The 12,971-nt window shown below is 72.5% G+C and carries 11 protein-coding genes; 5 read left to right on the top strand and 6 right to left on the bottom strand.

Features of this window, described 5'->3' with window-relative positions; genetic code table 11:
* Nucleotides 1–190: 190 nt before the first annotated feature.
* On the bottom strand, nt 191–1,423 hold the full coding sequence (locus AC07DA_RS21150) for a M20 family metallopeptidase (RefSeq protein WP_479129886.1): 1,233 nt from the start codon (nt 1,421–1,423) through the stop codon (nt 191–193).
* 298 nt (nt 1,424–1,721) lie between these two features.
* Here AC07DA_RS21150 and AC07DA_RS21155 point away from each other — a divergent pair, with 298 nt between their 5' ends.
* Nucleotides 1,722–2,408: a class I SAM-dependent DNA methyltransferase gene (locus AC07DA_RS21155; RefSeq protein WP_479129717.1), complete on the top strand. Its 687-nt coding sequence runs from the start codon at nt 1,722–1,724 to the stop codon at nt 2,406–2,408.
* A 46-nt stretch (nt 2,409–2,454) separates the two neighbouring features.
* Here the strand turns inward: AC07DA_RS21155 and AC07DA_RS21160 are convergent, their stop codons facing one another.
* The 4 genes from AC07DA_RS21160 to AC07DA_RS21175 are packed head-to-tail and all read right to left on the bottom strand — an operon-like array spanning nt 2,455 to nt 7,326.
* Nucleotides 2,455–3,657 (bottom strand): ferritin family protein, encoded by a 1,203-nt coding sequence (locus AC07DA_RS21160; protein ID WP_479129718.1) that lies wholly within the window; start codon nt 3,655–3,657, stop codon nt 2,455–2,457.
* A 44-nt stretch (nt 3,658–3,701) separates the two neighbouring features.
* Complete coding sequence (locus AC07DA_RS21165) at nt 3,702–4,640, bottom strand: N-acetylneuraminate synthase family protein (RefSeq protein ID WP_479129719.1); 939 nt, start codon at nt 4,638–4,640, stop codon at nt 3,702–3,704.
* 14 nt (nt 4,641–4,654) lie between these two features.
* Nucleotides 4,655–5,920, bottom strand: a complete 1,266-nt coding sequence (locus tag AC07DA_RS21170; protein WP_479129720.1) for a cytidylyltransferase domain-containing protein — start codon at nt 5,918–5,920, stop codon at nt 4,655–4,657.
* Between the two features lie 35 nt (nt 5,921–5,955).
* Complete coding sequence (locus tag AC07DA_RS21175) at nt 5,956–7,326, bottom strand: DUF6716 putative glycosyltransferase (RefSeq protein WP_479129721.1); 1,371 nt, start codon at nt 7,324–7,326, stop codon at nt 5,956–5,958.
* A gap of 198 nt (nt 7,327–7,524) precedes the next feature.
* Here AC07DA_RS21175 and AC07DA_RS21180 point away from each other — a divergent pair, with 198 nt between their 5' ends.
* The 4 genes from AC07DA_RS21180 to AC07DA_RS21195 all read left to right on the top strand — a co-directional run bounded on the left by AC07DA_RS21180 (nt 7,525) and on the right by AC07DA_RS21195 (nt 12,154).
* Entirely contained in the window at nt 7,525–8,511 is a 987-nt protein-coding gene (locus AC07DA_RS21180; protein WP_479129722.1) for a glycosyltransferase family 2 protein, read from the top strand.
* Entirely contained in the window at nt 8,511–9,845 is a 1,335-nt protein-coding gene (locus AC07DA_RS21185; RefSeq protein WP_479129723.1) for an alpha-2,8-polysialyltransferase family protein, read from the top strand. The genes AC07DA_RS21180 and AC07DA_RS21185 overlap by 1 nt, the downstream gene beginning before the upstream one ends.
* Before the next feature lie 178 nt (nt 9,846–10,023).
* Nucleotides 10,024–11,175 carry an acyltransferase family protein gene (locus AC07DA_RS21190; RefSeq protein ID WP_479129724.1) on the top strand — a complete coding sequence of 384 codons (1,152 nt, stop codon included), beginning with the start codon at nt 10,024–10,026 and terminating at the stop codon, nt 11,173–11,175.
* Between the two features lie 61 nt (nt 11,176–11,236).
* Nucleotides 11,237–12,154 (top strand): class I SAM-dependent methyltransferase, encoded by a 918-nt coding sequence (locus tag AC07DA_RS21195; RefSeq protein WP_479129725.1) that lies wholly within the window; start codon nt 11,237–11,239, stop codon nt 12,152–12,154.
* A 160-nt stretch (nt 12,155–12,314) separates the two neighbouring features.
* Here AC07DA_RS21195 and leuE read toward each other — a convergent pair whose 3' ends face one another.
* Nucleotides 12,315–12,962: a leucine efflux protein LeuE gene (gene leuE / locus AC07DA_RS21200; protein WP_479129726.1), complete on the bottom strand. Its 648-nt coding sequence runs from the start codon at nt 12,960–12,962 to the stop codon at nt 12,315–12,317.
* Nucleotides 12,963–12,971 lie beyond the last annotated feature (9 nt).

Consider the following 12,971-nt stretch of genomic DNA (forward strand, 5'->3'; position numbering starts at 1 on the left):
CTTGTGAACCACGGGATCGAACGGGGTCGAAAGGTGTACTCGGGGACACGGCGCGTGCCTGCTCGTCACGCGCACCAGGCTGCCCCCGGGGTGCGCGGGGCGCAACCGGGGGCCGCAGTAGGGGCTTGCGTCGTCGTTCCGGTGCGGCGCCGTCGTGGCCTGTCGCGCAGTTCCCCGCGCCCCGAGGGGTCTACCGCAGGCCGTTGACCAGGGCCGCCGCGGTGAACAGTTCGACACCCACCGTGATCGCCGACTCGTCGACGTCGAAGTCGCCCTGGTGGAGGTCGCGGATCTGGCGCTCGCCGGGGACGCGTACGCCCAGTCGGGCCATCGCGCCGGGCACGTGCTCCAGGTACCAGGAGAAGTCCTCGCCGCCGAGGCTCTGCTCGGTGCCCACGACGGAGTCGACCCCGCGCCGGGCGATCATCGCGTCGCGCAGCAGCTCGGTCACGCCGGGCTCGTTGACGACGGGCGGGACGCCGCGCACGTAGTTGATCTCCGACTTGGCCCGGTGCAGGTTGGCGATCTCGTCGATCGCCGCGACCACCACGTCCGGGGCCTGCCGCCACGCCTCGATGTCCAGGCAGCGCACGGTGCCGGACAGCTCGGCGTGCTGCGGGATGACGTTCGGCGCGTGGCCCGACTCGATGCGGCCCCAGGTGATGGCGAGCCCGCTGCGGCTGTCGAAGCGCCGGCCGACCAGGGCGGGCACGTCGGTGACCACGCGGGCCGCCGCGGTGACCAGGTCGGTCGTCAGGTGCGGGCGCGCGGTGTGGCCGCCCGGGCCGTCGAGGCCGATCTCCAGCCGGTCGCAGGCGGAGGTGATGGGACCCTCGCGCAGCCCGATCCGCCCGGCGTCGACCCGGGGGTCGCAGTGCACGGCGATGATCGCGCCGACGCCTTCCAGCGCCCCGCACTTGATGGCGTCGGCGGCGCCGCCGGGCAGCACCTCCTCGGCCGGCTGGAAGATCAGCCGGACGGGGCGGGGCAGTTGGCCGCGCTTGTGCAGCTCGGCGAGGACGAGACCGGCGCCGAGGACGACGGTGGTGTGCACGTCGTGGCCGCAGGCGTGCGCGCGGTCGGGCACGGTCGAGCGGTACGGGCAGTCCGACTTGGTGTCCGGGATGGGCAGGCCGTCGATGTCGGCCCGCAGGGCGAGCATGCTGGGACCGCCGTCCCACTGCTCGCCCGGTACGCCGATGTCACAGACGAGTCCCGTCCCGACCGGGAGGACGCGCGGCTTGAGCCCGGCCCTCTCCAGCCGCTCCTTGATCGCCGCGGTCGTGCGGAACTCCTGGTTGCCGAGCTCCGGGTGCATGTGCAGGTCGCGCCGGAACGCGATGAGCTCGGCACGCAGGGCGTCGGGAAGCGATCCGGGAAGCACGGCTCCCGCGGGAAGGTCGACCTCGGACTCCAGTGACATCAGTGGCTTCACCCTTTGAAGGGTAGGGCGCCGGGGTGGTCGCCCGACCCTGGATCAACAAAACTTCAACCCGTTAGGGGAAGAAAATATGACTGCCGGACGCATGGCTATCGATGGAGATGGGTAAACTCGCCCGCCTTTCAGCCCGAGTCGGCCATCGCGACCACTCGATGTGACTTCGGCCACACCCGACTCGGAGTCTCGGTATCCGTCCATCCTCCTTCACGGATACCACGCCCTGCGCGCCGAACACGGGCGCGTTCATCTGCCGGACGCGTGCGCCGATAGGGTGCGCCCCGTGCGCGCCGACAGCCCCGAGTACCTGGACCCGACGCGGGCCTCGTACGACGCCGTCGCCGAGGCCTATGCCGCCGAGCACCCGGACAGCCTGGCCGGCAGACCCCTGGAGGGCGCGCTGCTCACGGCGTTCGCGGCGCTGGCCGGAGCGACCTGCGGGGCGGCGCGGCCCCCGGTCGCCGACCTCGGCAGCGGCCCCGGGTACGTGACGGCCCGGCTGCGCGACCTCGGACTGCCGGTGTTCGGGGTGGACCTGTCGCCCCGCATGGTGGCCCTGGCCCGGCGGGCCCACCCGGACCTGCGGTTCCACGTCGGTTCGATGACCGCGCTGGACCTGCCGGACGCGTCGCTCGGGGGCGTCGTCGCGCTCTACTCGATCATCCATGTGCCCGACGATCACCTGCCGCCGGTCCTCGCGGAGTTCCACCGCGTCCTGGTACCCGGCGCGCCCGTACTGCTCGCCTTCCAGTCCGGCCCGGCGGACGGGCACCGCCGTCTGACCGAGCGCTACGGGCAGGAGATCTCGCTCGACTGCTACTGGCGCACTCCGGATTCCGTGGCCGACCGGCTGCGGGAGGCGGGGCTGGAGCTCTACGCCCGGGTCGTACGGGAGCCGCTGGAGGAGGAGCGGCTGCCGCGCGCGTTCTTGCTGGCCCGCAAGCCGGGAACAGCCGACCGGGCACGGTGAACGACCGGCGCCGGCGTTCCGCAGGCCCGGGCGGTGCGGCCGCCGCCTAGCCCGCGGCCACCGTCCCCGGCGCCCCTGCCGTCCCCGTCGCCGGGCTCGGCATGGTCACGAAGGTCGCCGTGCCGGCCGTGTCCGGCGGGCCGGTCCGGTCCCCGGGGGACTCGGTGCCCGGACGGGCGGGCGGGTCCGTCGGGGCCGCCGTGGTCAGGCCGTGGGCCTCGCGGGCCGTGCCCGTGACGCCGGAGAGGAAGCCCTGGGCGCGGGGCGAGGCGTGTTCGGTCAGCCAGGCCCGGTCGATGTCGCAGACGGCGACGCGGACCTCCGTGCCGGACAGGGCGAGCGGCAGGGTGTGGACGACCGTGGAGGGGAAGCTGAGGATCGTGCGGCCGATGGGGCCGCGGCGGGCGATCAGTTCCAGTGGGAGCTCGGGGCGGACGATCTCCAGACCCGTCTCGACGGCGAGGCGGTGCAGTTTGTCGGTGCTCTCGCGGCGGTGGGCGAAGTAGCGCGTGGCGCCGTGGGCCTTCGCCAGGGCGCGGACGGCCTCCAGGTAGCGGCCGTCGTCCACCACGCCCGTCTCCACCAGGGACGTGCCCACCAGGTCCGCGCCCTTGGTCAGGCGCGGCGGGCCGAAGCGGGCCCGGGTCCAGGCGAAGGCGTTGGCGCGGACCGTCACGCCCGGCGGGGTCTGCTCCATCGGCATGGACGAGAAGATCTCGATGCGGCGGCTGTCGCCCGGGGTCAGGCGGCGGCGCGCCGAGGCGGACACCGGCGCGAAGAGGACGTCCCGCGGGCCGGGACGGCCGCCCTTGCGGTGCCAGCGCACCAGGCGTTCACCGCGGGCCAGCTGCCCGACGAACTCCATCGTCGCCGTGCCGTCGTCGACGACGACCAGGTCACGGGCGCGGGTGATGGTCAGCAGCAGCTGGACGTAGCGGGAGAAGGGGTCCCCCAGCACGACGCGGCGCGCCCTGCGGAGCAGGCCGGCCAGGCCGCCGATGGTCTGGAAGGGCGCCAGGGCCCCGCCGCGGGCCTCCTCCCAGCGGACCTCGTGCCCCTCCTCGCGGGCCAGGTCGGACATCCGCCGCAGCTGGCCGCGCGTCATCGGGTCGACGGGCGACAGCACCACGAGGGTGAGCCCCACGCCGGGCGCGTGCGCGTGCGCCCACTCCAGCACGTTGAGCAGCTGTACCGGGCTCTCGACGAAGGCGAGAGTGTGGGGGCCGGCGTTCCCGGCGCGGGGGCTCATCGACGTACGACCGTCCCGTCGTAAGGGGGTGGTGGGGTGGGTGCTCAGACGCCGACCGGCTCGCCCGCGGCCGTGGCGATCTCCGCCTCGGCGACCACGCCGGTGACGCGGCGCAGCTTCTTCATCGGGCCCAGCTCGGACTCGTAGACCTTCTTGACGCCGTCGCCGAGGGAGGCCTCGATGGTGCGGATGTCGCGGACCAGGCGGGTCAGGCCCTGCGGCTCGACGGAGGCGGCCTGGTCCGAGCCCCACATGGCGCGGTCGAGGGTGATGTGGCGCTCGACGAAGGTGGCGCCCAGGGCGACCGCGGCGAGGGTGGTCTGCAGGCCGGTCTCGTGGCCCGAGTAGCCGATCGGGACGTTCGGGTACTCCTGCTGCAGGGTGTTGATCACGCGCAGGTTGAGCTCCTCGGCCTTGGCCGGGTAGGTCGACGTGGCGTGGCACATCAGGATGTTGTCCGAGCCGAGGACCTCCACCGCGTGGCGGATCTGCTTCGGCGTCGACATGCCGGTGGAGAGGATCACCGCGCGGCCGGTGGCGCGCAGGGCGCGCAGCAGCTCGTCGTCGGTGAGGGAGGCGGAGGCGACCTTGTGGGCGGGGACGTCGAACTTCTCCAGGAAGGCGACGGCCTCGGTGTCCCACGGGGAGGCGAACCAGTCGATGTTCTTCGACTTGCAGTAGTCGTCGATGGCGCGGTACTCGTCCTCGCCGAACTCCACGCGGTGGCGGTAGTCGATGTAGGTCATCCGGCCCCAGGGGGTGTCGCGCTCGATGTCCCACTGGTCGCGCGGGGTGCAGATCTCCGGCGTGCGCTTCTGGAACTTGACGGCGTCGCAGCCGGCCTCGGCGGCGGCGTCGATCAGCTTGAACGCGTTCTCCAGCTCGCCGTTGTGGTTGATGCCGATCTCACCGCAGATGTAGACCGGACGGCCCGGGCCGACCTCGCGCGAACCGAACTGGCGGATACGGGAGTTGGTGCTCATGGCAGGAGATGTCCTTACTTGGTGAGGGAATCGAGAGAGGGGCCGAGGATCCAGCTGGCGATCTCTCGGATCGCGCCGTCGCCGCCGGGGACGGTGGTGACCGCGCGTGCGGCGCCGCGCACGACGTCGTGGGCGCTCGCGACCGCCACGGGCCAGCCCACGAGGGCGAAGCACGGGAGGTCATTGACGTCGTTGCCGACGTAGAGCACGCGCTCCGGCGCGATGCCCTGCTCCTCGCACCACTGCTTCAGCGCGAGGTCCTTGCGGTCGATGCCGTGCAGCACCGGGAGCTTGAGCTTCCGTGCCCGGGCGGCGACCACAGGGTTCTGTTCCGTGGACAGGATCAGCATCTTCAGGCCGCTCCTGCGGAGGGCCGCGATGCCGAGTCCGTCCCCGCGGTGCACGGAGACGAACTCCCGTCCGTCGGAGTCGACGAGCACCCGGTCGTCGGTCTGGGTGCCGTCGAAGTCGAGGACGACCGCGTCGATGTCGTCGGCGGTCGGGAGGGCGCCGGGCCGGTCCGCGTCGAACAGCGGCGCGAGGGCCCGGGCGCGGGCGAGGTCGTGCGGGTCGTCGATCTCCAGCACGCGCGCCGGGTCCGTGCGGACCAGTTCGGTGCGGCCGAAGAAGCGGTGGCGGTGCTCGCGGAAGCCGGTCGCCTCCATGGCGTAGGCGGCGCCGGTCTCCAGCAGGTCCTGGGGGCGGTCCTGGCGGCGGGGCCGGAAGGACTTGTCGTGGTTGACGCCGTAGCCGCCGCCCACCGCGGCGTCGGGCTCCGCGACGGAACCGGCGGCGGCCTCGTCGTCGGCGTCGCGCCAGATGAACCCGTGGAAGGGCGCGACGGTGACGGCGGTGTCGGCGCCGTTCCCGGCGATCGCGGCGACGACCCCGTCGATGTCCTCGCGGATCAGGAACGGGCTGGTGCACTGCACGAGCAGGACCACGTCCACCGGCGCCCCGTGCAGGGCCTCGTGGGCGTCCATGGCGTGCAGGACGGCGGCCTCGGAGGTGGCGGTGTCACCGGCGATGGCGGCCGGGCGCAGCACCACCTCGGCACCGGCCTGGCGGGCGGCGGCCGCGATGGCCTGGTCGTCGGTGGAGACCACCACGTCAGTCACCAGCCGGGCGGCCCGGCACTCGCGGACCGCCCGCGCCACCAGCGGCACGCCGCCGACGGGCAGGAGGTTCTTCGCGGGCACGCCCTTGGAGCCGCCGCGTGCGGGGATCACCGCCAGCACGCGGCGCACGGAGGCGCCTTGGCCGGCTTCCGGTCGGGACATGGGCTCTACTCCTTGGGCAGGGGTCTCGGGGCGGCTCACAGCTCCCCCATCCGCCGGATGACGGGCGCCACGCGCTGCACGCCGTGCCGGTAGGCGCCGCGCGCCGCCCGGCGCACGATCTGCCGGACCGGTCCGGGCTCCCGGTCGGCGGCGGGCGCGCCGGGCAGCGGCGTGCCGTCGGGGCCGAGGTGGTGGCGGGCGAGGATCCCGGGCAGATAGCCGGGCGCGGTGGCGGGGGTGTAGTACGGGGCCAGCGGGGGCAGGCCGCCGGGCCGGCCGAGCAGCTCGGCGATCCGTTCGCGGGCCGCGTCGAAGGCCGAGTCGTAGGAACCGTCGGCGGCGACGCCCTGCCGGGAGACCCACTCCTCGTCGGGTACGGGGCGGTGCCCGGCGTCGAGCTGGTTCCAGGAGGCGAGGCAGCCGGAGCCCACGAAGTGGTGGTTGCCGAGCGACTCGCGCACGCCCAGGTCGGTGAGGACGACCGTGGGGATGCGGCGGTGCAGCGACTCCAGGGCGGCCGTGGAGCTGACCGTCACCAGCAGGTCGGTCCGGTCCAGGACCTCGCCCATGTTGCCGTACACCAGACGGAAGTTGGCCGGCGGATCGAGGCGCTGCACCAGCTTCTGGTACGGCAGCTCCTCGATGTGGGTGGTGTGTTCGCCCGGCTTGGAGCGCAGCTTCAGCAGCACCTCGCGCTCGGGGTGCCGGCGGGCGTGCTGCACCAGCCGGTTCAGCAGGTACGTACGGTCCTTGCGGCTCTCGGGCACCGAGGGCTGGGCGGCGAAGACGACCGTGTAGGGCCTGCGCCCTTGCTTGGCAGAGGGGTCGTGTTCGCCCTCGTACGGCGCGCCGCCGAGGAAGGGCAGGGCCACCTCCGTCACCGACGAGGCGTCGGCGCCCACTCCCTCGTACACGGCCCGGAAACGGTCCGCGTCCTGGCGGGAGTTGGCGAGGACGAGGTCCGCGCCGTGCCGCAGCAGCAGGCCGTCGGCGAGCTTCTCGTAGACGACGCCGACGTAACCGGTGACGACGACGGGACGTGAGGTGCGGCCCTCCCAGGCCCGCACGAGCCCGTGCAGCATCGCCTGCACACCGCCGCCCACCAGGGACAGCACGAGGACGTCGTAGGACTCCTCGGTCATGACGCGCAGGAACTCGACCGCGGTGACCTCCCGCAGCGAGTCGGCGCGCACGCCCACTTCCCGGAGCTGGCGCGGGGTGGGCGTGGCCCGGCCGCGCAGCAGGAATCCGTCGAGGACGGGGGCGACTTGCGCGCCCTCGCGCGCTCCGGTTTCCATGGACGGTCCCGGGGCGATGCGGTGCGCGGTCAACGCACCCCATTTCCATCGGGTGTCGGAGTCCGCGAGAACCGCGATGCGCGGGCGCTTCGGTGTACTTGCTGGCACGTCGAAGACGCTAGGAAGCGAATCCTAGGTATGGCGGAACCGCGACTCAACGAAAAGTTAACAACACCCCTCCGGGAGCCGAACTGGCCCGCGGGAAAGCGGGAAGTACACGGGGTGCACCGTTCTGACACACGGAGTTCACCCGGTGTACGTTCACCGGAAAGTTGCGCTGCCGGGCGGGCTCCTAACGTTTTGCGGGTGCCTAAGCTTTCCGTGATCGTGCCGTTCTACAACGTGCAGCAATATGCCCCGGACACCCTCAGAAGCCTTCGGCTGAACGCCGACCGCGATTTCGAGTTCATCCTGGTCGACGACCATTCCAAGGATGGAACCCCGACCATTCTCGAACGGGCGGCCGAGGAGCTTTCGGATGTCGCGCGGGTGCGTTACATCCGACACGAGAAGAACGGCGGCCTCGCCACCGCCCGCAACACCGGCCTGGACGCGGCGCAGGGCGAGTACCTGACCTTCCTGGACGGTGACGACTGGCTGGCCCCCGGCTACCTCACCGAACTGGTGTCCGCCATGGACCGGTTGGGGTGCGACTTCGTGCGCACCGACCACGTGCAGGCCACCGCCCGCGCGCGTTCGGTGCACCGGGTCCCGGTCGGCCGCCGCTGGGAGCCGTTCGACCCGCGGGAGGCGATCCTGCCCGCCCACCGCTCCACCTCCGTGGACTACGCCTACGCCTGGGCCGGCGCCTATCACCGCCGGCTCGTCGACAAGGGGCTGCTCCACTTCACCGACGGACTGCGCACGGCCGAGGACCGGCCGTGGATCTGGAAGCTGCACCGGGAGGCGGAGTCGTTCGCCGTGATCAGCCTGCTGGGCGTGTTCTACCGGCGCGGGGTCGCCTCGTCGCTCACCCAGATCGGCGACGTCCGCCAGCTGGACTTCATCCGCGCCTTCGACCAGGTGATCGAGGAGACGGCCGCGGACCGGGAGGCCGACCGGCTGCTGCCCAAGGCGGTGCGGACCTACTGCGCGATCATCGCCCACCACCTCTCCAACGAAGACAGGTTCGAACCGGCCGTGGCGAGGCAGCTGCGGTCGATGAGCGCGGCGGCCATCAAGCGCATGCCGCAGGACGCGCTCCGTGACGCACTGGAGGCCATGGACATGGACCGCGCGTCCAAGCTGCGGCGGCTGCGCCGCCGGGTGACCACGACGGGAGCGGCCGCCTGATGCCCGGGACCACTCAGATCTTCTGCGCCTCGACGCTGTACGGCGTGGCCACCCTGGCCGCCGCGATCGACTCGGACCTCTTCGAGGAGCCGGACCGCCGGGTGCTGCTGGTGTTCAACAACTCCGCGACCCCGGAGACCACCCCGGCGCTCGACGAGATGCCGGGCTTCGCGCCGCTGCGCGAGCACTTCGACGACGTGCTGTCCTGGAACGAGGCCATCCGCCCCTTCCACCCCGGGGCCTGGACCCCGCGCGCCGACGACGTCCCGCTCTTCGAGCGCTACCTGCGGATGCTGTGGGGCCTCGGCGACGACCACGTCGGCCTGGTCCTGGAGTCCATCCAGGTGGCGCCCGCGCTCACGGTGGCCCAGCTGTTCACCGACGCCCCGATCGACGTCTACGCCGACGGCCTGATGAGCTACGGCCCCACGCGCAACAAGCTCGACCCGCTGGTCGGCACCCGTGTGCGGCGGCTGCTCCACCTGGACCTGGTGCCGGGGCTCACGCCGCTGCTGCTGACCGAGTTCGGGGTGCCGGCCCACCTGGTGCCCACGCCCGCGTTCCTGAAGGTGCTGGGCGAGGTCACCGAGACCGTGCCCGAGCTGCCCGCCCTGCCCGACGGCTCGGCGCTGCTGCTCGGCCAGTACCTGTCGGCGCTGAACATCCTCTCCCCCGAGGAGGAGGAGGACCTGCACGTGCGGATGATGCGGGGCGCCGTCGCCCGCGGCCACCGCACGGTCGTCTTCAAGCCCCACCCGACCGCCCCGGCCCGCTACAGCCGCGCCCTGGAGACCGAGGCCGAGAAGCTCGGCGTCGACCTCACCGTGCTGGACACGCCCGTCCTCGCCGAGGTCCTCTTCGACCGCGCCCGGCCCGCGCTGGTCGTCGGCTGCTTCTCCACCGCCCTGTTCACGGCCTCGGTCCTCTACGACCTGCCGGTCGCCCGCATCGGCACCGAGCTGCTGCTGGAGCGGCTGACGCCCTACCAGAACAGCAACCGCGTGCCCACCACCCTGGCGGACGCCCTGCTGCCCGACCTGGAGAGCGGCGAGGAGGGTGACGTGCTGCCCGCCGAGCGCCTGCCCGGGCTGCTCACCGCCGTCGGTTTCACCATGCAGCCGCAGATCTACCCGGAGCTGCGGGGAGAGGCCGAGCGGTTCCTCGCCCGGCACCTCGGCCCGCGTACCCGGCGCTACTTCAAGAAGCGCCGTCTCACCTCGCTCGGACTGCCCGGGGGAATCCCGCAGCGGCTGGCGTTCCTGCCGCGCAATTCCACGGCGCGCCGGGTGGTGCGGCGGGCGCGGGCGCTGCGCAACAAGGCGGTGCGCCGCTGAAGAAGATGTGCCCGGAGCCCGGTCGCGGCGACATCCAGATGAACCCGTGGGAACCGGCAGGCGAAGCCTGTCACCTTCGAACTGAATTCCGTCAATTCCCGTCCTAGGGTGACAGGCGCCCTGCCCGCCCCCAGGCGGCCCAGGTAAAGGACATACGAGCCACACAGAGGTTTCCAGCGTGACCGAGACGGTCGTCAGCCCCCGTAAGCCCCAGCCCGTCGCCGTGCTGGTCGAACCCCCGGGCGCCACGACCGTCCCACGGCGGCGGGAGAAGTCCGCGGGCCGCCTGCGCGCCCTCGACGGCCTGCGGCTGGTGGCCGCGCTGATGGTCGCGGCGTACCACTACGGCGGGCGCGACGGCGAGGTCGCCGAGGCCTGGGGCTCCTCGCCGAAGCTCCAGTTCCCCACGCTGCACGAGTTCCTCGCCTACGGCTGCCTCGGCGTCCAGGTGTTCTTCGTGATCAGCGGGTTCGTGATCTGCATGAGCGGCTGGGGCCGGCCGCTGAAGTCGTTCTTCGCCTCCCGCGCCTCCCGGCTGCTGCCCGCCTACTGGGTGGCGGTCCTGCTCGTGACGGCCGTCTTCGCGCTGCCCGTGGTCGCCTACCGGGCGGTGTCGCCGAGCGACGCGCTGGTGAACCTCACCATGCTGCAGATGCCGCTCGGCGCGGACCGGGTGCTCGGGGTGTGCTGGACGCTGTGGGCGGAGGTCCGCTTCTACGCCCTGTTCGCGCTGTGCGTGGTGCTGCCCGGGGCCACCCGGCGCCGGGTGATCCTGTTCTGCGCGGGCTGGACGCTGGCCGCGGTGATCGCCGACAACGCGCACATGCCGCTGCTCGACATCGTCCTGATGCCGGAGTACGCCCCCTTCTTCATCGGCGGGGTCGGTCTCTACCTCGTCCACCTCGACCGGCGGGACGTCTACGGCTGGGGCATCGTGGCCGTGAGCTGGCTGATCGGACAGCACTACGCGGTGCAGGGCCTGTGGCACGCGCCCGGGGCGGGCGGCTTCTCGTACCGCTCCTCGCTCGGCATCGTGCTCGTCGTCACCTTCGGCTTCGTGGCGGTCGCGGCGATAGCGCTGGGCCGGCTGCGCTGGGCGAACTGGCGCTGGCTGACGGTGGCGGGGGCGCTGACGTACCCGTTCTACCTGGTCCACGAGCACCTCGGCTGGGTGGTGATCCACGCCCTGCACCGCGGCCTGGCGCTGCCATCGGCGGTGACTTTCGCCCTGACGGTGGCGTCAATGCTGCTGCTGGCGTGGTTGCTGCACAAGTATGTGGAGAGGCCGCTGACGCCACGGCTGCGGGAGCTGCTGGCCAAGGCCCGCTGAGGTGCACGGGCCGTTCACCTGACCGTCGGTTCGGGCAACGCTCACAGAGAAGGCTCGTCTCATGACCAACGCACAAGCGACCGACAAGAACCCCGGCGAACTGGCGGACGTCCCGGGCTGGTTCCCGCCGCTGGACCAGATGCTGTTCACCTGGTTCCTGGAGTGGCAGCGGCAGCGAGGGATCCACGGCGACCTGCTGGAGCTCGGCGTCTACATGGGCAAGAGCGCCATCCTGCTCGGCCGGCACCTGCAGCCCGGCGAGACGTTCACGGTCTGCGACCTGTTCGAGGGGGACGCCCCGGACGGGGCCAACCAGGCGGAGGCGGCGCAGTCGTACTCCTCGCTGACCCGGCAGGCCTTCGAGCGGAACTACCTCTCCTTCCACGACACCCTGCCGACGGTGATCGCCGCCCCCAGCTCGGTGGTGTCCGAGAAGGTGGCGCCGGGCAGCTGCCGCTTCGTCCACGTCGACGCCTCGCACCTGTACGAGCACGTGTACGGCGACATCGGCGCGGCCCGCGACATCCTGCGGCCCGGGGGCCTCGTGGTCCTCGACGACTTCCGTTCCGAGCACACGCCGGGCGTCTCGGTGGCCGCCTGGGAAGCCGTGCTCAACCGCGGTCTGCGGCCGGTGTGCCTCAGCACGCAGAAGCTGTACGGCACCTGGGGCGACCCCGAGCCGCTCCAGGAGGACCTGCTGGACATGCTGCGCCAGCGCACGGACGTCGGTCTGAGCGTGCAGGAGGCGGCCGGGCACCGGCTGATCCGGACCCGTTCCCGGGGGATGAAGCCGCCGCCCTTCCCGACCTCCCGGCACTACGTGGCGCCCGTCCCCGCGCAGGCCCCCGCCGAGGCCGCCGAGCCCCGTGCCGCGCGCTCGGCCCGCCCCGCCCCGTCCCGGGCCCGCCGGCTCGCCAAGGACCTGCTGCCGCCCGTGGTCACCCGGGCCGTGCGGCGGGCCCGCGCGAAGCGGCGGTGACGCCGGGGTAGTCGGCCATCAGTCGGCCATCAGGCGGGCGCGTTCGTCCATGCCGTAGCCATCGCGATGCGAAGCCGGGCGAGGGCGGGCAGGCGGTGTTGAGCGGCCGGGTCGCCGGTCGGCTGGCCCACTTGGGCCTCTGGCGGCCGGAGGCGCGCTCTCACGAACCCGCCAGCGACAGCTTCACCGCGAACCCCAGGAACAGGGCGCCCGCCGCCGAGGTCGCCCCGGCCGACAGGAGCCTGCGGCGCCGGAAGGCCGCGGCCAGGCGGGTGCCGCCGAAGATCAGCGCGCTGAGGTACAGCACGCTGGCGAGCTGGGCGAGGACGCCCAGGACGACGAAGGACAGCGCCGGGTAGGCGTAGGCCGGGTCCACGAACTGCACGAAGAAGGCGACGAAGAACAGGATCGCCTTGGGGTTGAACAGGCTGACGACGAGGGCGCGCCGGAAGGGCCGCTCCCCGGCTGGCGCGACGGCCTCGCCACCGGAGGCCCGCTCCCCGCGCGTGCGCCACATGCCCCAGGCGGCCCGCAGCATGCCGACCGCCAGCCACGTCAGATAGCCGGCCCCCGCGTACTTCACGATCCCGAACAGCACGGCGTTCGCCTGCAGCAGCGAGGCCACCCCGGCCGCTGACAACGTCATGAGCACCGCGTCCCCGCACCACACGCCCGCGGCGGCGGTGTACCCGGAACGCACACCGCGACGGGCGGCCACGGACAGCACGTACAGCGAGTTGGGGCCGGGCAGCAGGATGATCAGGACGAGGCCCGCCAGGTAGGTGGGCAGATCGATGACACCGAACATGGAAGGGAG

This window comes from Streptomyces sp. NPDC044921 (genome assembly GCF_056432865.1).